This window comes from Vibrio sp. SALL6, from assembly GCF_002002385.1.
Taxonomy (GTDB): domain Bacteria; phylum Pseudomonadota; class Gammaproteobacteria; order Enterobacterales; family Vibrionaceae; genus Vibrio; species Vibrio parahaemolyticus.
In genome coordinates this window covers 159,863-178,833 of sequence record NZ_MQVK01000018.1, presented here as the reverse complement: position 1 = coordinate 178,833, position 18,971 = coordinate 159,863, and the positions used below count along the sequence as shown (strand labels likewise).

Annotated in this window: 17 protein-coding genes; 4 read left to right on the top strand and 13 right to left on the bottom strand. The window is 46.7% G+C overall.

Annotated elements, in window-relative coordinates; genetic code table 11:
• Window positions 1-18: 18 nt before the first annotated feature.
• Window positions 19-1,656 (top strand): VRR-NUC domain-containing protein, encoded by a 1,638-nt coding sequence (locus BIW15_RS10750; RefSeq protein ID WP_077280983.1) that lies wholly within the window; start codon window positions 19-21, stop codon window positions 1,654-1,656.
• Here the strand turns inward: BIW15_RS10750 and BIW15_RS10745 are convergent.
• Both BIW15_RS10745 and BIW15_RS10740 read right to left on the bottom strand, forming a co-directional pair.
• Window positions 1,653-2,780, bottom strand: coding sequence for a tetratricopeptide repeat protein (locus BIW15_RS10745; RefSeq protein WP_077280982.1), 1,128 nt, complete (start codon window positions 2,778-2,780; stop codon window positions 1,653-1,655). The genes BIW15_RS10750 and BIW15_RS10745 overlap by 4 nt on opposite strands.
• Before the next feature lie 9 nt (window positions 2,781-2,789).
• Window positions 2,790-4,112 (bottom strand): anaerobic sulfatase maturase, encoded by a 1,323-nt coding sequence (locus tag BIW15_RS10740; RefSeq protein ID WP_077280981.1) that lies wholly within the window; start codon window positions 4,110-4,112, stop codon window positions 2,790-2,792.
• Window positions 4,113-4,490: 378 nt separating this feature from the next.
• Here BIW15_RS10740 and BIW15_RS10735 point away from each other — a divergent pair, with 378 nt between their 5' ends.
• The 3 genes from BIW15_RS10735 to BIW15_RS10720 all read left to right on the top strand — a co-directional run bounded on the left by BIW15_RS10735 (window position 4,491) and on the right by BIW15_RS10720 (window position 6,650).
• Window positions 4,491-5,474, top strand: a complete 984-nt coding sequence (locus BIW15_RS10735) for an HAD family phosphatase (protein ID WP_029851202.1) — start codon at window positions 4,491-4,493, stop codon at window positions 5,472-5,474.
• 177 nt (window positions 5,475-5,651) lie between these two features.
• A complete protein-coding gene (locus BIW15_RS10725) occupies window positions 5,652-6,299 on the top strand; it encodes an AcfA family outer membrane beta-barrel protein (RefSeq protein WP_029851201.1) in 648 nt (215 codons plus the stop codon).
• 15 nt (window positions 6,300-6,314) lie between these two features.
• Window positions 6,315-6,650, top strand: a complete 336-nt coding sequence (locus BIW15_RS10720; protein WP_005454158.1) for a YgiW/YdeI family stress tolerance OB fold protein — start codon at window positions 6,315-6,317, stop codon at window positions 6,648-6,650.
• Window positions 6,651-6,767: 117 nt separating this feature from the next.
• On the opposite strand, the gene yegS is transcribed toward BIW15_RS10720, so the two are convergent.
• From yegS to BIW15_RS10665, 11 genes are all read right to left on the bottom strand, one after another.
• Entirely contained in the window at window positions 6,768-7,667 is a 900-nt protein-coding gene (gene yegS, locus BIW15_RS10715; RefSeq protein ID WP_029851199.1) for a lipid kinase YegS, read from the bottom strand.
• 9 nt (window positions 7,668-7,676) lie between these two features.
• Window positions 7,677-8,582, bottom strand: coding sequence for a LysR family transcriptional regulator (locus tag BIW15_RS10710; RefSeq protein ID WP_005454286.1), 906 nt, complete (start codon window positions 8,580-8,582; stop codon window positions 7,677-7,679).
• Between the two features lie 173 nt (window positions 8,583-8,755).
• The gene (locus BIW15_RS10705; protein WP_005454234.1) at window positions 8,756-9,181 is read right to left on the bottom strand and encodes a bifunctional diaminohydroxyphosphoribosylaminopyrimidine deaminase/5-amino-6-(5-phosphoribosylamino)uracil reductase RibD; all 426 of its coding nucleotides are present in this window, start codon (window positions 9,179-9,181) and stop codon (window positions 8,756-8,758) included.
• Between the two features lie 49 nt (window positions 9,182-9,230).
• Window positions 9,231-10,547, bottom strand: a complete 1,317-nt coding sequence (locus BIW15_RS10700; RefSeq protein WP_077280980.1) for a BatD family protein — start codon at window positions 10,545-10,547, stop codon at window positions 9,231-9,233.
• Window positions 10,544-12,274 carry a VWA domain-containing protein gene (locus BIW15_RS10695; RefSeq protein ID WP_077280979.1) on the bottom strand — a complete coding sequence of 577 codons (1,731 nt, stop codon included), beginning with the start codon at window positions 12,272-12,274 and terminating at the stop codon, window positions 10,544-10,546. Before BIW15_RS10695 ends, BIW15_RS10700 begins: the two co-directional genes overlap by 4 nt.
• The gene (locus BIW15_RS10690) at window positions 12,267-13,337 is read right to left on the bottom strand and encodes a VWA domain-containing protein (protein ID WP_005477545.1); all 1,071 of its coding nucleotides are present in this window, start codon (window positions 13,335-13,337) and stop codon (window positions 12,267-12,269) included. The genes BIW15_RS10695 and BIW15_RS10690 overlap by 8 nt, the downstream gene beginning before the upstream one ends.
• Complete coding sequence (locus BIW15_RS10685; protein WP_077280978.1) at window positions 13,330-13,908, bottom strand: DUF4381 domain-containing protein; 579 nt, start codon at window positions 13,906-13,908, stop codon at window positions 13,330-13,332. Before BIW15_RS10685 ends, BIW15_RS10690 begins: the two co-directional genes overlap by 8 nt.
• On the bottom strand, window positions 13,909-14,871 hold the full coding sequence (locus BIW15_RS10680) for a DUF58 domain-containing protein (protein ID WP_005486539.1): 963 nt from the start codon (window positions 14,869-14,871) through the stop codon (window positions 13,909-13,911).
• A gap of 12 nt (window positions 14,872-14,883) precedes the next feature.
• Window positions 14,884-15,867: a MoxR family ATPase gene (locus BIW15_RS10675; protein WP_005376549.1), complete on the bottom strand. Its 984-nt coding sequence runs from the start codon at window positions 15,865-15,867 to the stop codon at window positions 14,884-14,886.
• A gap of 85 nt (window positions 15,868-15,952) precedes the next feature.
• Window positions 15,953-17,254: an anaerobic sulfatase maturase gene (locus tag BIW15_RS10670; RefSeq protein WP_025499466.1), complete on the bottom strand. Its 1,302-nt coding sequence runs from the start codon at window positions 17,252-17,254 to the stop codon at window positions 15,953-15,955.
• A gap of 114 nt (window positions 17,255-17,368) precedes the next feature.
• Window positions 17,369-18,895: an arylsulfatase gene (locus BIW15_RS10665; RefSeq protein ID WP_005454209.1), complete on the bottom strand. Its 1,527-nt coding sequence runs from the start codon at window positions 18,893-18,895 to the stop codon at window positions 17,369-17,371.
• Window positions 18,896-18,971: the final 76 nt, after the last annotated feature.

Genomic DNA, 18,971 nt, shown 5'->3' with positions numbered 1-18,971 from the left:
TTTTGTTATCGGTCGTTTATGGAAAGCCCAATCGAACTCGCACCAGACTACTATCTAGAGAACTTCTTTAAGCTGACTCACCACGCAGTAACGTGGTACAGCGATTTACTGACCGAGGAAGAACACACCTGGCTTTGTTCATTTAATTCCTTGAACAAATACGCCCAGTGCCTTTTAGTGCGTTTATACAGCCGAAAAGGATGTTGGTTTCGAAGCGATAAACTCAATTATCAAGAAATCCCATTCATCGATGCTGCGCTGGCGGAACTAGGCGAACAGGATTTCATCTCGCTATCCCCACCACTTTCTCATCAAGAGTTGGCGGCTAACTTACTGACCAAACCAGAGATCTCCGCGCTTTATCCCGAACTGCCGAAATCACTCAAGAAAGACGCCCTTGTCGAACGTTTGAGTAATACGGAATTTGATCGCGTAGAGCAACTTGAGTTTACGATCGTCAGACTCAATTCCGCCCACATGATCGACGTGTTGCTCACTCTGTTTTTTGCCAACACCCATCAAGACTTAAGTCAGTTTGTGCTTGATGACTTAGGTCTACATCAGTTCGAGCAATATCAATTGAGTAAAGTGCGCCGCTTCTTTAATTCACGAGAGCAAATAGACCGCTTAATTGAACTGAGCCAACTGGCCAACCTGTACTGGCAATTTGACCGAAAAGACAAAGCCAATCTCGACCTTCTTGTTGAGGCGATGCCTCACCCTGTTCATCATCCTTATGTGGATCGTAAACGTGAGCACATGTTGAATGACATCGCACGTGACTACGAACGGATTGATGAGCTAGAGACTGCCCTATCTCTATTTGGCCAAACTCAGCTTACGCCAAGCCGAGAACGACGCGCACGCATCTATGACAAACTGAACCATGATGATTTATTTAGTGACATTGTCACAGAGATGCTTCACTCACCGATCGATGTGTCTGAGCTCGAAGTCGCACAAAAACTTGAGCAGCGGCTGAAACGAAAACAAGGTGAGAAAGTGCCAAGAGTGACAAAGCCAACCTGTATGGAGTACCGAGTTGAACTGGATTTATCTCAACAGAGAGTCGAACTCGCCAGCAAAGCGCACTTTGAATCTTTAGGCTGGAGTGTGTTTTACGCCGAAAATGCACTGCTGAATGCATTACTTGGGCTCACTTTTTGGGATGCGATTTTCGCTCCCATTGAAGGGGCATTCATCAATGCCTATCAACACCGTCCTCTGGATTTGTACCATTCCGATTTTGTAGCAAAGCGCCAAGCACTGATTGATGAAGCTTTCGCACAGTTAGAATTGGGTAATACACAAGCGATTTTAGCGAAATACGATGAAAAGTTTGGTATCAGCAATCCGTTTGTTCAATGGAACTTAATAGGCAAGAAATTGCTTGAACAGTCACTCAACACCATTCCTACCCGCACATTACTCGAACTATTTAAGGTTCAGTTAAGCGATCTTAAGCTTTACCGTAATGGGATGCCGGATCTGATTGCTTTTAGAGACAACGAGTTCGAGTGGATTGAAGTAAAAGGGCCCGGCGATAAACTCCAAGATAACCAATGGCGTTGGATCAAAGAGTTTTCTCGCCTTAATGTGCCATTTGCAGTGTGTTACGTCACCGCGCGAAAAGAAGATGAAATGCGGATTGACTAGCTTTTAGGCTTTGCAGAAGTCAGCACTCTTTTCTGTTTTAGCTGGTCAATCACATAGCTTGGTGCGACTTTTTCTAGTTCCGCCAAGCATTCATCCGTTTTCGGATTATCGTAACGAATATAGATATCACAAACCGCGTATAGCTGCTCTGGCGCGCCTGAAATCAAGTAAGCCTGTTCAAAAGATTTCACAGCCTTATCGACACTGAACTCTTCTTGTAGCACACCATTCAAATACCAAAAATAACTATTGTTTTTCGCCATGTTAGCCGCTTTTTCGATTTCATTTGCGGCTTGCTCTTTGTCGTTTAAACGAACGAGCGTCAAAGATTTCGAATAATGCAGGGCGGCATTGTCTGGAAGGCGTTCAATCGCTTTATCTAGTGTATCAATCGCTTCTTGCTCACGTTGCTGCGCGCGGTAATTGTCGGCTAAGTTCAGCCAAACATCTGGGTTTTCCGGCATTTTGGATAACAATGCTTGATAGATATCGTCCGCTTGTTTCCAGTTTTCATGCCAGCGATACACATCGGCTAACAGCAATTGGGTGTTGTTATCCGTTCCGCTCTTTAAACTCGCTAAAAGCTCGTCCACAGGCTTTTCTATCGCTGGTCTTTGCGCTTCTGTCAAAACAGAATAGTCACGCACTAAGTTCAGTGCTGCCGCAATACGCACGGAAGAGGATTCGTCTTTAAGTAGTGGTTCCACCATGCGCCAGCGGTTTTCGATCGCGTAAGGTTGCGCGCCGACTATCGCAGCTTCGCGAATTGCCGCGTCTTTATCTTGTAAACCTCGAGCAACAGCCACCAGAGCATTCTGGTTTGGGTAATTACCCAGTTCGCGCAGCGCTTGAACACGTTGTTCGGTCGGCAACTTTTGGTCTTGGGCTTGATAAGCGAGCTTAGAAATCACTTGCTGCGGCGTTGGTTGTTGCACTTGCTCTGCCGCAGTCGGCTGAGCTTGCGTTTGTTCCGTCGGCGTTTGCGCCATAACAGAATGATTAACGACCACGCCTAATGTGACCGCCAATAACGACTTAGAAAGCATCTTCACTTTGTTCGGTCGACGTTTGCGCGGTGCCAAACACGGTGTCTTTAACAGGGGGGCTTCTGTAGACAATGACATACCAATTCCTCAAAATTTTGTTTCGAATACTGGGCGTTGTTCACTCTCTTGGCGCACGACTGAATCGCTGTATTTGCCATGAGCCACCACGTTACCCGTTGCACGTAAAATGTATGCCATCGCTTTGTCAGTATGTGCAAAGAATTTCTTCCATCCTGCACATAAATAGTTAAGTCCCGGCTCACCATCACGAGTACGAATGAAACGGTTTTTCGGGCATTCACCGTAGCATGCAAACTGATACTCACAGTCTCGACATTGCTGCGTTAACAAGCGAGATTTTGCAAAACCGAACTTCTGTTGCTCTTTGCTGTAGGCCAGTTCATCCAGCTTGTCATGATGAATATTGCCAATTTTGTACTCTGGATAGACGTAATGATCACACGCAAACACATCGCCATTTGGCTCCATCGCTAACCCCTTACCGCACACCTCACCCAGCGTACAAAGTGGATTAGCGCGCCCCATCCAAGCCTCTACACTGGCTTCAAAATATTGCACAAACACTTTGCCGATATCGTTCTTAATCCATTCATCAAAAACCGCAATCAGGAAGTTACCCCAAGCTTCATCAGCAACACACCAAGGTTCCATGACAGAATCTTTGTGACCCGGAATCAAACGCTTGTCTCCTTGTTTAAGCTGTTCTTGCGGTTGCCATTTTTGAGGCGCAGTGGTGCGGAACGTTTTCTGTTCAACAATAGGAATAAACTGCATTTGTGGCGAGCGGACCTCATCTCGCAGAAAACGGTATACTTCAAGCGGATTTCGGCTCGTCAGGTTGTTCACACAGGTAAGCGTGGCAAAGTTCACCTGATGTTTATGCAGCAACTCCACCGCATTCATGACTTGTTTGAATGTGCCTCGACCGGCTCGGTTGGTTCGATACGCGTTGTGCAGCATTTCAGGGCCATCAATACTCAAGCCCACCAAGAAATGGTTCTCGCTTAAAAATTCGCACCATTCGTCATTCAATAACGTGCCGTTTGTTTGCAGATCGTTTGAAATCTTCACGCCTGCGGGCTGGTACTTCGCTTGAAACTCGACAATTTTCTTGAAGTAATCCAAACCCAGCATCGTTGGCTCGCCGCCCTGCCAAGAGAAGACGATCTCAGGTGTATTTTGCCCTTCAATATACTGTTTGATGTAAGCCTCTAACGTGGCTTCATCCATCATTGGTGAACATCCTTTTTTATACTCAAGTAAGTCCTGTTTGCTGAGGTAGTAGCAGTAAGTACAGTCAATGTTACAGGCAGCACCAATGGGCTTTGCCATAACATGTAAACGCTTAGACGCTTTGCCGTTGAACTGAGGACTTTGAGTAATTTGCATGAGTCACCTTTGCTGTTGCGAATTTGAAGGCGTAATCCGGATATTTACCTGCGATTCACCTTGATGACCCAATCATAAATTTCATTAATACCGCAGGCTTGTTATACCGCTTATAACCTATTTTCATGGCGCTTGTTGCTACTCTACTTTGGGCAGTTTGAGATAACCCGTATGCGGCGTTTTGGAAGCATTACGTTATTCATTTCGTGCACAACCAAGGAATGCGACTACGCTTGCTTATGATGAAGGCAAATTTTCAACGCTAACGCGTGGGCGAGAAAATGACATGAGTACAACGTGTAAGTGGTCGTTTAAGGTTATCCGCCCTCATTGCCCTTTTTAGGGATCACAACCTAGTGAAATCAATCGAGGTAAATAATGAACAAAATCCATCTCTGTACTCTTGCCGTCTTAACTAGCTTATCTTTTTCCAGCCTCGCGAAAGATTGCGATGCCAACTTGCTCCCTTCTTGGAAAGACAGCGACAGCAAAACCGCCATTGTGAATTTTGTCGAGCAATCTACCGACAGTTCAAAGGCAACATTTATTCCCGTTTCTGACCGCATCGCCGTGTTCGACAACGACGGTACACTTTGGTCAGAAAAGCCGATTTATTTCCAAATTGCGTTCGCGTTAGATCAAGTCAAAGCCCTTGCGAAAATGCATCCGGAGTGGAAAACGCAGGAACCTTTTAAATCCGTCATTGAAAACGACTTAGAGAAAGTCTTTGCTGGCGGTAAAGAATCGCTACTCCAAATCATGAAAGTCACCCACAGCGGCATGACCGTTGAAGAATACCAACAATCCGTCGAGCAATGGCTTGCGGCGGCGAAAGACAAGCGCTTTGGTAAAGCCTACAACGACCTCACCTTTAAGCCGATGCGCGAAATGCTTACGTACCTGCAAGAGAACAACTTCAAAACCTACATTGTTTCGGGTGGTGGCGTGGACTTTATGCGCGTGTGGGCTCCAGAAGCTTACAACATTCCTGAAGAACAAATCATCGGCAGCGCGTTGAAATACGAATACAGCTTTAATGATGGTCAGCCTAAAGTGATGAAGTTGGGCGAACTGTTAACGCTCGATGATAAAGAAGTGAAAGTCGAAAACATCCAGTACATTATTGGTAAGAAACCAGTGCTCGCCGTTGGTAACTCGGACGGAGACCAAGCGATGATGCAGTGGGCGACAAGCCAACCAAACTCTATGGCGATGATTGTGCATCACACTGACGAAGCGCGCGAGTGGAAATACGACCGTCAATCGGACGTTGGCCGCTTAGATAAAGCGTTAGACGAAGCCAATGCGCGTGACAACTGGCAGCTTATAGACATGAAAAGCGATTGGTGCACCGTTTATTAAACAAGAGCGCTGTTCGAAGCCCACTCAATTGACGAGCCAAGACCGAAAAATTCCCCACGCTTTGGGGAATTTTTCTATTTGCACGCCAAATTCTTTTATTTCTTCACGATCACTTCACGCTTCATCACACAAAATGCACTTCTACTCACTAAGTTGATTTGAAGAGGCAAAATTAGAATGAACAAAACACTTCTTGCGTTACTTGTTACCTGCTCAGTTTCGGTATCTGCGGCTCCTTATGTAGGTCTGGAATATGGATTAGGCACCACTGACCATGATTTGGAACCTCACTTTTCAGCTGACAACGTAACACTCAACCCTGAACTTGAAGATGGTATTTTCTCAGGCTTTGTCGGTTACGCATTTAATGACAACTGGGCATTGGAACTGGGTTACAGCCAGTTTGACCTTGATGATAGTCATTCAAAAAACCTAGGTATCAAGCCAGTCGATGGCAAAGATTACCATCATGAAATGGATTGGGATGCGTCAATCAAAGCCAAACAAGTGTCGTTGGCTCCAGTGTTTAGCTACGCATTAAGTGATAAATGGACAACCAAATTCAAAGCGGGTCTAACTTACACACAATACGACGCCAAGGTTTCTAAACATCAAGAATACGAGCTTGTCGCGAACGACGATGTGGAAATGACCAACACGCTTTTCCATAGCGCAGAGAAAAATAACGAGTTCGGCGCAATGTTCTCTGTGGGTGCGGAATACCAAGTGTTCCCAAAGCTCACCATTGGCGCAAACGCAAAATACCAACTAGACAGCTACGCAAACACAGCATCCTTTAACGTAGGCACAACTTACTACTTTTAATTTAAGGAAACGATAATGAAAAAAATGATTTTGGCATCCATGTTTGCCCTACTTTCAAGCTCGGCTTTCGCCGCTTTTAATGGCCCAGAAGTCAGCGTAATCAACACAGTGAAAGATGCGCAAAACGCAACCGAAGACAGCGCCGTAATGCTCACTGGGCACATCATTCAATCACTAGGTAACGAGACTTACTTGTTCAAAGACAGCACTGGCGAAATCGAAGTAGAGATCGACAACGAAGAATGGATGGGCTTAGACGTGACACCAAACGACAAAGTGGCAATTCGTGGCGAAATCGATTCAGAATGGACCACCATGCAAATCGACGTAGATACCATCCAAAAGCTATAAACGAGCCCTAACAACGAAAGTCCTCTAGCCAAGGAGCTATTGTTGAAACAGTAAAAATAGTGATAAAACAAAGCCACCCATCGGTGGCTTTGTTTTGCTCATCTCATAAGGTTGGACTTAGTGCGTCACGCACGGGCAATCTTTAGGTAGCACCAACTTCAAACTCTTTGGCTGCACTTCAAATCGAATTTTACGGGAATGATACGGTTCGCCATCCAAGTTAAGTGGTAGAGGATTCGGAAAATCGATCTCCAACCAACTGGCTCGGGTGTGTTTCACAAACTCGCCTTTCTCGGATGGGTTGTTAATCTCTTCAATGACTTTGGGCAATTCATGCGGTAAAAACGGACGAACCAGCGTTAAGTCCATCAAACCATCATCAATCATCGCATTGGGAGCGAGCTGTTGACCGCCACCAGCTAAGCGGCTGTTGCAAAATGCCCCTAACAACATTTCGCCATCGTAGCGACCCCCTTCGATAATGATGCTGCCATCATAAGGTTTGAAGCCGAGCGCCTTCACAACGCCAGTCAGTGTGTAAGCCCCACCACCGAGGAAGTTTTTTAACTCAACAGGCGTTTCTGCCGTCACTTCTGCGCCAAAACCTGCCGCCGCAACATTGATAAAGCAACGATCGTTCGCCTTAACGCAATCAACAGACAGCGCTTGCCCTTCCACTGCCAAGGTTAATGCATCAGCAATCGAATCTGGAATATGATTCGCGGTCGCAAAATCATTGGCCGTACCAAGCGGAATAATGGCAAGTTCAGGGCGACTTTCATGATCAATGTGGAGAAGCGCCGAAGCAGCCTCATTGACAGTGCCATCGCCACCCGCAACAACAATACGCTCAATACCATCCGTTACCGCTTCTTTCACGAGACGCGGCATATCTTGCGATTCCCAAGTGACGCGAACTTGCACATCTACGCCCCTGTCTCTCATTTTCATGATGGCGTCTCTTAGCTCAGGATTACCGGCTTTTTTGCCGTTTAGAATCGCTCGTATTGTCTTCATATGGACTTCCTATTTCTTGATGACTTTCCCTGCGTGTTTGATTTGCGCGCGCAACCACTGATGCGCACTTTCATTAGTGCGACTAGGGTGCCAAATGGTGCAAAGATCGTAAGTTGTTACATCAAATGGAAACGGCAGTGCTTTCACATGATAGGTATTACTGAACAACTTAATCATCGATTCTGGCATCAAACCAATGTATTCGCTACCGCAGATAACCGGCAACATTTCCAGTGCTCCTGCGGCTCGATACATGATTTTGCGTTTGTCCAAATCAACAATATCTTCTGCACTCAGCATGCTTTTTCGGCTTTGCCACTGCGATACTGCGACGTGCTCTTCTTCAAAAAACTGCTCTTGAGAAATGCTCTCAGCGATACGAGGGTGATCTTTGTTACACACCACCATCAAACGCTCAGTGATCACGGGTTCAACTTTCAAGACCGTTCTCCCGCGTGGTGCTAAATCGATAATTAAATCATAACGTTGTAAGCGTAGATCACTTTCGTAATCCTCAGTAAACAGTGGGTGCACTTCCAAAGCGATATTCGGCGCTAACTCGTGAATCTGCTTCATCAACTGTGGCAGTAACTCGTAGCTTAAAATCGACACGCAAGCGATAGAGAAAATGCGATTGGAAACTTTAGGATCAAACTCAACCGATGCCGACAGCGTCGAGGTAAAGTTCTTTATCGCCGCAACCATAGCCGGATAAATATCGACAGCAAACGATGTTGGCTCAACACCAGAAGAACTGCGGTGAAACAATGGTTCGTCGTAGATATCGCGCAATCTTGCTAGCGCTTTACTCACCGCGGGTTGGGTGATGTCTAAACGTGCCGCCGCCCGAGACAAATTACGCTCTTCGTAGATGGCGATAAAAATGGGGATGAGATTAAGATCGGTCGGTTTCATGCTATTAAATTTTTCGAAAATCACTTTTTCTATTTTAATCTAACAGCATGATAGTTAACGTAGCTAAGTACAAGAAATGGGCGGTACGACCTGTTTTAATGAGTTTTAACTCAATTTTGACGTACTCCATTCACCGCATAAGTGGGCTGCTAACGTGCAGGCCAAAGCTTACATTAAGATTTGCCTAAATATGGGGTAAGAAACTCGCTGACCTCCTTGCCGCATAAACCAATTTCTACCTCAATACCGGCTTGTTTTAGAATCTCGATACCTCGACCACTGTTGCGCGGATCTGGGTCCAACATGGCTACGACGACTTTGCCAATACCGGATTTCACTAATGTCACCGCACAAGCTGGCGTGCGACCTACAAACGAACACGGTTCTAGCGTAACGTATGCCGTCACCGATTCTAACGAGCCTTGATATGCATTCAGCGCTTCTACTTCCGCGTGGTTGCCACCAATAGCTTGAGTATGACCTTCTGAAACGATTTGATTGTCTTTCACTAACACGCAGCCAACCGGCGGGTTGGGTTGACATTCAGGAAGCGCATTTTTGGACACTTCCAATGCGCGGCGCATAAACTCTTGGCTCATTTGAACTCTATTCTCTAATAAAAACGAGGCGCTATATTAGCGCCCCATTTTATTCATTGCCATCTCTTCCAATGACTTTGTCCAGTTCTGGTAACGCTCGCGGAATACGGAATTTAAAACGTTGTTGTTTGGTCTGGATCTTGCGCCACATCGACTTCATTAAATGAGCGCTATTTTCACCATTTTGCATTCGCGACGCACTTTTTTGCCACGATTCACTCGAATCGACTTTGGTCATTTCCAGCTCTGCCGTATTTAAACGCAATTGTTTGTACAATACGGTCCTTGCTTCAGACCAACGTTTAGCCTTTAACAAACGGTGGAACGTCAACCATGCTGGTGTCGGTCTGTTGCGGTAGTAACGTTTAATGGCTACCAATGAAACAGTCACAAAACCCAACAATACAAGCGTGGAAACAATCCATGCAAAATACGTTTTGATGAAGGATTTCAACGTGTGCTTCGCGGCAAATGTTTTGCCCTCTAACACCACCGTTTCCACTTGCTGAGTCTTACTGTTCCACCAACGGAACTCATAATCTGGCAGGGTTAATTCACCACCTTGTTGAATCACGTACACGCTCTCTTCTGTGCGTGTTGACTGGTAATCACCACGTGTTTGCGTATCTGTAAGACGGTGCGGTTGAGGATACGCTTGGTAACGGGTTGTTGATTCTCCTTTCAACAAGTCTGGTAGCAACACAGATAGCGAATCTTGAGCTGAAATGGTGATTTTACGCGTGATTGCATCCCCAACTTTGAGTGACTCAGTGGAGGTTTCCCACTCTTGTTTTACGTCTACGTGCGTTGCAGAAAACCAAGGCGTGTCACCGCTCAACAATCCCGATGGCAAGACAGTTTTGAACTTAATCGGCTGCGTGTAAAGTGTGCCTGACACCTTCTCGCCGTCCGGCGCCGACACCTGAACGCCCACAGCGACAGGTGGAATCACAAAATCACCAGATGCTTGTGGATACAAAGTCACTTCCCAGCGTTGACGCGACCAAGTTTGTCCGCCCTTGTGCTCAGTGAAGTTAGTGGCTAACTGATTACGCTGTTTGGCGATAACATTGGGCATTTCAATACTGCCAATTCGCGTCCCACCCGTAAACCAGCGCGGCGTTGCCACTTCGATGGTTAAAATGACTTGCTCGTTGACACTAAAACTTGGCGTTTTACGCTTTTCTCCAGCCGTTGGTTGTTGACCAACCCACGCTTGCAACTCAACACCATGATTGCGTTGAAGATCGTAAATATCCTGAGCGAAAACGTGACGACTTACGAACAGACTCAAACAAACCACTAACCATGCCACTATCCTTGCAGGAAGTGCAAAAGAGGTAACGCGATGGACATTCATCATCATTGGGCCGCCTCCTCTGTATTGTTTTCCGTTGTCGTATTTGAGCTACCCGTTGTTGGCGAGCGTAATTGAATTTGAAATTTAGCGCGTAAGAAATACTTCGGATCCGCTTCGACTCGCTTTAGCCACTTGTCGGCTAATTCTTGGCTACTTAAGATGTCGTCTGCGCTTAACGTCTCTTTAATCATCAACTCCGCTGACGTTTGTTCATCCGCTCCTTCTGCGGTTTGAGGGTTGTCGCCTAGCTCGGTTGACGCCTCTTGCTCTGTTCCGGCTTGACTTTCACTCATCTGATTTATCTCATCGACGATGCCAGCAATCACTTTCAAGTTGTGCTCAACATCAGGTCTTAACGACTCGCTCAACGTTGGCTTACTGGCTAGGGATTTTAACAAGTCACGAGCAGCCAAATATTCTCGCTGACGTGCCAATGCGCTCGCCGCATTGTAAAGACCGTAATCTCTAAGCTCTTCGGACGGGTCGTTTTGCATTTCCAAAAACGCACTGTGCGCGAGCTCAAACTCGCTAGCGTAGTAGTACGCCGTGCCTTTACGTAATGGATCGACAAAGTGTTTTGCAGCTTCTAAATACGCTTGTTGGTTGAACAAACGCTGTCCTTGTTGGTCTGGCGTCAGCCACAAATCCCACCACCATTGCGCCACCTTGTCGAAGGTCTTCACTTTTTGCACAACTTGTGGCTGCTCGGCTTTCACAGAAATGTTCTCCGCCATTGCACTGGTCGGCATCAACAGTGTACCGCTCACCATTACGATCACGCACCACTGCACTAACCACCCTTTTCTAAACCACAGCATCATGATCAACGCGATTGGGAACAGCAGTTGATAACCCATGTCTTTCCAAGGCATTGAAGATTCGCCATTAAGCTGCATATTGCGCTCAACGTATCGATTCAGTTGTTCGATATCACTGTTATCGACCGTCACTTCCACCAATCGACCGTTGGTCTGACTGGCCAGTTTTTGCAGAGAATCCAAATCCATCGGGTTATTACTCACGATGTCTGTATTCCCCGCAGCAAGAATTAACAGTTGATAAGGTTTACCTGCAAAATACGCTTGGTATTGCTTAATCGTGGCCGGGTTCACGCCATCGCTCACCAACAAAACGGTGGAGCCTGGTTGACCTCGCAATTGTTGATCAATTAACGGCAAGGCTTTTTCAGCAAGCTTACCTTGCACGGGCATGATTTCTGGCGTAATGGCCGCCAAGAATGGGTCAAATACTTTGCTGTCTTGAGTCACAGGCATCGCCACATGAGCACTGCCCGCAAACACGACTAAACCCGTTTTTCCGCCTTTTCGCGCAACTAACAAATCGCGTATTTTCTGTTTGGAACGCTCAAGGCGGCTTGGTGGGAGATCTTTTTGCAGCATCGAGTCGCTATTATCAAGCACCACAAGCAGAGAGGCTTTATCTTCACCAAAGGGAGAAGATTCACGTTGCCATGTTGGGCCTGCACAAATCACAATGGCGATTAGCACAATCAGCATCAAGAGCTTAAGCGGCAGTTGCTTGCGCCAACCTCGCTCGCCTATCGTCAAAGCATTGCGTAAATGTTCGGGCAGAATATCCTTCCAGCTTGGTTTGCTTTCTTCTCGCCAGCGCAACCACACCAAGAAAAACATGGGGATCAAAGCAAGTAACCACAACGGTCGAATAAAATGAAACTGCGTAAAGAATTGCGTCCAACTAAGAGAATCAAACATCGCTCTCTCCTAATGATGATCGTGTTGCAGCCCTTCTTTTGAGTGTCGCGACGCTGAACGCGAGTAAATGCATGATGACCACTAACGCCATCAAGTAATGGTGAAGACTTTGTTTTGGGCGGTATGTGGTGCTTTCGTAAAGTTGAGGTTCCAGTTTGCCAATCTCGTCGTAGGCAGCCGACAGTTCATCACGGTTGAGTGCTTCAAACGCTTCACCGCCGGATTCTTTTGCAATGCGATGAATCGTGTCCATATCCAACGCGGTTTCACCTATCGTTTCCGGATCACCCATCGCAATCACGTGCACTCGCACGCCTTTGGCTTTCGCAACTTTCGCCGCATCAATCGGTTCGACAAAGCTGCCCGTGTCGTTACCATCGGTTAATACAATCGCGACTTTTTCACGGTTTTGATCTTGTTCTAAAGCACCACGCGACTTATCGCTTTGCTCAAAAACTTTAATCGCTAAGCCAATCGCATCACCAAGATGGGTACTCTGCCCTGCCATCGCCACATCGGTTTGGTTAAGCAGTTCGAGCCACACTTTTTGGTCTGCGGTAAATGGCGTTTGTACAAAAGCGGCATCACCAAAAAGTACCAAGCCTAATCGGTCACCTTTACGAGACTGAACAAACTCCGTCAGCACTTCTTTTGCCGCATCAAGGCGAGAAATTTTTTCACCTGTACGAGAGGTGAAATCAGGCTCAGCCATGGAACCCGAAAGATCCACCACCACCATAACATCGCGCCCTAAACTCTCGCGAACTTGAGGCTCGCCTAACACGGTGGGTTTTGCCATCGCACACACCACCAAAAGCCATGAGAGAATTAACGTTGCTCGTTGCCACCAGCTTGGGGTTAACTGGCTTGCACCTTCTGACGGCGTCTCGCCAATCGCTTCCACCAACTGACTAAAAAACGGCACTTTGATCGCCATTTGCTTAGTGCGATATGCAGGCACCAAGTAGTACACCACCAATGGCAGCGGCAAAATCAGAAACCACATTGGGTGAGCAAATTCAAAACCAGACAAACCAGTTAGCGATGCAAGAAGATCATTCATGTTGACCTCCCTGATTTGCTTTGCGTTTCAATAATGGATATTTCTTTGCCGCGCTTTTTTGAGCATCACAGCGGTGTTCACCCACCCAGTTTTTCGCACGAGCAATAAGCGTTACTCGCTCTTCGTTGGTTAGCATAACGCTTGGGTCAACAATACTTTGTAGCCAGCGCTTTGAAAGCTCATCGTTAAAGACCACTTGCGAGTTTGCTTGAGAATCTCCGGTTTGCGGATATAGCGCATCGAGCTTTCGCAAAAAGGCGGTATCAAACAATTTCGCGTTACGGCTATCAACATGAATCAACACAACTTTAAGCACAGAGAACAATGCTTTAGGCATGCCTTTGTCGCTCGGTTTGATTTGCGAAATCGCCAGCAGAGCTTCTTGTCGGTAGCGGTTACACCACCACTGTTGAGCCAAACGATACGCGACATACACCAATGCAATGAGCGCAACCGCCGCTAAAATCTTCCAGCCAATAGTTTGCGGATACCAACTCACGCTTGGTGGCACGGCCACATCATGTAGCTCTCTGAGTATGTAGGTACTCGGAGGCGTAGGAAGACCACTCATTTAACGCCCTCCTACCAGTTTTTGAAATTGTTTAATGTGCTCGCCTGTCGTATCGAGTTCGATGTGCGGAAGGTGTTTCATCGCCATAAGTTGAGAGAGTGATTGACGCTGTAAGCTAGTTCGAGCCTCAAGCTTTGCGCTCGCGGCCTCTACCTTTGCTTGGCTGTCTAAATTGAGTTGATACTGCCCATCACCAACCACCCATTTCGATTTTGCCAAATCGTCTGGTAGCGCTTGTTCTAATGGGTCACTGACCATCACGGCGAGAACATCGTTGTGCTGTTGTAGCTGTTTAAGGTGGTCAAGATGGTGCTCCTCGCAGTCGCTCCAGTCGCTGATAAAAATCAAAGTGGATTGTTTGAGCTTCATGCGTTTAATGAGCTCAATCCATTGACTGAACGTCACTTTTTCGGAGTTGCGGGAGTCCACATTGAGCGATTGATTGGCTTTAGCGAGACGCTTAAGTTGAGCCAGAAGATCGTTTTGCGAACGCTGCGCCTTGCTGTGAAACAACGCCTGTTGGGATGCAATGACAAAACCAATTCGGTCGCCATCTTTTAACACACGCCACCCGCACATGGCCGCGATTTCTGCCGCGACAACCGATTTCATGACTTGCGTCGAAGCAAAAAACATTGCGCTGCGCTGGTCGACACACACGATCACGTTGCGATCTTTTTCTTCGGTGTAGCTTCGCACGTGCGGTTTGCCTGTGCGCATCGTGACTTTCCAATCCAGGTTACGAATGTCGTCACCCAATTGATAATGGCGCAGCTCTTCGAAGTTCAATCCACGACCGCGAAACAGCGAATTGTGGCGGCCTGAGAGTACGCTGCCCGCTTTTAGATGAGGAAGTAAACTGAATGATTCTGCTTGTGCTTGCAGACGTACTAAGCGAGCGTAATCGCAGTACAAACGGGGATCCATCCCCTGTGATTTGGGCGCAAGAGTTGGCTTAGCCATAATGCCTCCCGCTTACCCAATTTCTACACAATCTAGCAGCTCTTGCACGACGCGTTGGTGATCGACTCCGTCTGCTAGTGCATCGTAGGTCAAAGAAAAACGGTGGCCCAGTACAGACGGAACCATGGCTCGCACATCATCAGGAGTGACATGGTCACGTCCTTGCATCCACGCATACGCACGAGCGCATTTGTCTAGTGCGATGGAAGCACGAGGACTAGAGCCAATCTCAATCCATTTTGCTAAGTTTGAATCGGCATAACGCTCTGGCTTACGAGTCGCCATCACTAACGCGACAATGTAGTTCTCCACTAGGTCTGATACCACGATGTTTGGTAACTGACGGCGCGCTTCTAGCACCACGTCTGGCTCGATGTGTTTTGGCGTAATAATTTCGCTGCTGGTTTCCGCACCTAATTCTTCACTGCGCACCAAACGAATGATGTCACGTTCAGCGTCGTCTTCTGGGTAATCGACGGTAACCTTCATGATAAAACGGTCCATTTGCGCTTCTGGCAGCGGGTACGTGCCCTCTTGTTCTACTGGGTTTTGCGTTGCAAGCACCATAAACAAGTCTGGCAATACGTGAGTTTTATCGCCTACCGTGATTGTGCCTTCGGCCATGGCTTCAAGCAGTGCGGCTTGTACTTTGGCTGGCGCACGGTTGACCTCATCGGCAAGCACTATGCTGTTAAAAATTGGCCCTGGTTGAAAATGAAGTTGCGGCTTGCCATCCAACTCTTGATAAACCTCGGTTCCCGTCACGTCCGATGGCAAAAGATCTGGCGTAAACTGAATTCGACCAAAACTGGTGTTTAACAAGTTCGCCAACGATTTTACAGAACGTGTTTTTGCCGTTCCCGGCAAACCTTCTAGAAGAATGTGCCCGTTCGTTAATAACCCGATGACTAAAGCTCGAACCACGTGGCTTTGTCCAATGACGCTTTTTTCTGTTTGTTCGATGAGTTCTTTTATCGCTTGTTGTGCGTGGTTCATAGGGTACCTTTTCAGTGGTTTAAGCCGTCTTTTCAATAGTTAAGTATAAGAACAAATGAAATAACTTAAGGTTATATTCACTATGTTATCTTTGCGGTTCTTCAGATTGGAGAAGCTGTGCAAGACCAACCAACATCGGTAACGCGTAATCAAAGAACATTTTGATTCCCGAACACAGATAGTTTAGTCCAGCCTCGCCATTCGGCGTTTTGATCAGACGGTTTTTCGGACACTCGCCCCAGCAATAAGGCAAGTAGGGACACTGTTTACAATACGTCGGCAAAGATTCGCGTTTTGCCATGCCAAAGGTGTATTGTCGTGTAGAGAAGGCCATGTCATTCAATGAGTGTTCATGAATGTTGGCGAGTTTGTATTCTGGGTACACATAGTGGTCGCAACTGAACACGTCGCCATTGTGCTCAATCGCCAAGCCTTTGCCACAAAACTCAGCTGTCACGCAAAGCTGAGACGGTTTCCCCATTACTTGCGCTACCGCGGTTTCAAACAGGTTAACCAGTACACGGCCAAGATCGTTATTCACCCACTCTTCAAAGGTCGCCATTAAAAAGCGTCCCCAGTCTTCAGGGTCGACCGACCAATCCGTCACAACAGACATTGGATGACCCGGTTTCGCCAGATCACTGCCTTTGGTTGGGATCATCTGTTCGTTCCAAAACTGCGGTGCGGTTGTTTGGAAGTCGTTCGCTTCAACCACCGGTGCAAACTGAATGTATGTCACACCCAATTCTTGGGTTAAAAATCGATACACTTCGAGCGGGTATTTCGCATTGTGTCGATTCACCGTCACCAACGCGTTGAATTTCACGCCATGCGCTTGGAGCTTATCTACCGCTTTCATCACCAGATCAAACGTCGGCTTACCGCTGCGGGTTTTGCGATATTTGTCGTGTAGCTCTCGTGGCCCATCAATCGACAAGCCAACTAGGAAGTTGTGCTCTTTTAAAAACGCACACCACTCATCGTTTAGCAAAATGCCGTTGGTCTGAAGGTCGTTTTCAATGCGAACACCTTTCGGCTGATGTTTCTTTTGCAGAGCTACGACATTGCGGAAATAGTCCAACCCAAGCAGCGTTGGCTCCCCACCCTGCCATGAGAATACAATTTCTTCGCCATCCTGACTTTCGATGTAGCTTTTCACGAACGCTTCCAATGTTGCGTCGTCCATTTTTGGCTGCTTTTCTTGGTGCAGTAGATTTTCTTTATGCAGATAAAAGCAGTACTGACAATCGATGTTGCATTTTGCTCCGCCCGGCTTTGCCATCACATGGAATCGACGGTCATACGCGCCCGAAACCGGTGCTTTAGAAGCCGTTTTAAGAGGAACAATAGGCATGGTAGTAGAATGGCGAGGGGAAATCTTACTCATACGTTTCTCACTATTAAATATACCCAAATAACCTCGTAAGCGTAGTGCAGTAAACGGGAAGCTATTTGGGTATATAGCGCTCCGAAGAGCGCTATGGATTATCGATGTACTTTATTACTTAGAAGACTTAGGTACGAATGAACCTGCTTCCATGCGAGGTGGGAACTCTTTAAACGTACCCATTACCTCTTTCACTTTCTCTACCGCTGGCATCATTAGGAATGAACGCTCGTACATCCAACGAGAGTAACCCATACCTTGGTCACCACGTTCGAATGGGTCGATGCTCAAATCGAAGATCAATGGAACACGAAGTTTAGTGAATGGTTTACGCCATACATCCATACCCGTTTCATTTTCTTGGATCATGAAGTGGTATTTGTACTTACCGTAACGTAACGCAACCAAGTCACCGTCATCACTCCAGTAAACGAATTCGTTACGAGCAGACTTGTCTGACTTACCTGTGATGTATGGCAATTGGTTGTAACCATCTAGGTGAACTTTGTAGTTCATCTTGCCAACTTTCTTACCTTTCAGTAGCTCGTCTTTAACTTTAGTGTCACCTGCTGCTGCAACCAATGTTGGGAAGAAGTCTTCAAGAGACATCATGCCATTAAAGGTTTCGCCAGCTTTGATGTGACCAGGCCATTTGATAAGAGCAGGAACACGGAAGCTGCCTTCCCAACCTGTATTCTTCTCACTACGGAATGGCGTCATACCTGCGTCTGGCCATAGGTCAACCATCGGGCCGTTATCTGTGGTGTAAACGATGATAGTGTTGTCATCAACACCAAGATCTTTCACTTTTTTCAGTAGTTCGCCGATTTGGTCATCGTGCTGTTTCACACCGTCAGCGTAGAAACCAGCACCGGTTTTACCTTGGTACTCTTCAGGAACGTGCGTGAAGTTGTGCATGCGAGTGGTGTTAAACCAAACGAAGAATGGCTTGTCTGCCTTAACTTGCTTATCGATAAACGTTTCAGCCGCTTCTAGGAACTCACCGTCTACTGTTTCCATACGTTTGCGAGTTAGAGGGCCGGTATCTTCAATTTTGCCGTCAGCGTAAGAATGGATAACGCCGCGAGGGCCAAATTTTTTCTTGAACTCTGGATCTTTAGGGTAATCCACGTTCTCTGGCTCTTCTTCCGCGTTCAAGTGGTATAGGTTGCCGAAGAACTCATCAAAACCGTGGTTGGTAGGAAGGTGTTCGTCTCGGTCACCTAAATGGTTCTTACCAAATTGTCCGGTTGCGTAACCCATTTGCTTAAGCATGGTTGCAATCGTTGGATCTTTTTCCGAGATACCTTCCGGAGCGCCTGGTAAGCCCACTTTTGATAGACCAGTACGTTTTGGCATTTGACCAGTGATGAATGCAGAACGGCCTGCTGTCGAACTTTGCTGTGCGTAGAAGTTAGTGAACTTCGCACCTTCTTTAGCAATGCTATCGATGTTTGGCGTGTTGTACGCCATCATGCCTTGGTTGTAGGTACTAAGGTTCCAGTAACCAACATCATCACCAAAGATGACAAGAATGTTGGGTTTGTCCGCTGCGTGTGCAACTGCAGATGCAGCGCCTAATGCTAACGTACATGCGTTAAGTACGAGTTTTTTACTGCTCGTTTTGGTCGCATTTTTCATATTATCTCCAAGAGTTCGCTAGTGCGTAAAAAATGGTATTCGCTTTTCAATACCATTGTTGATATAAGATAAAGCA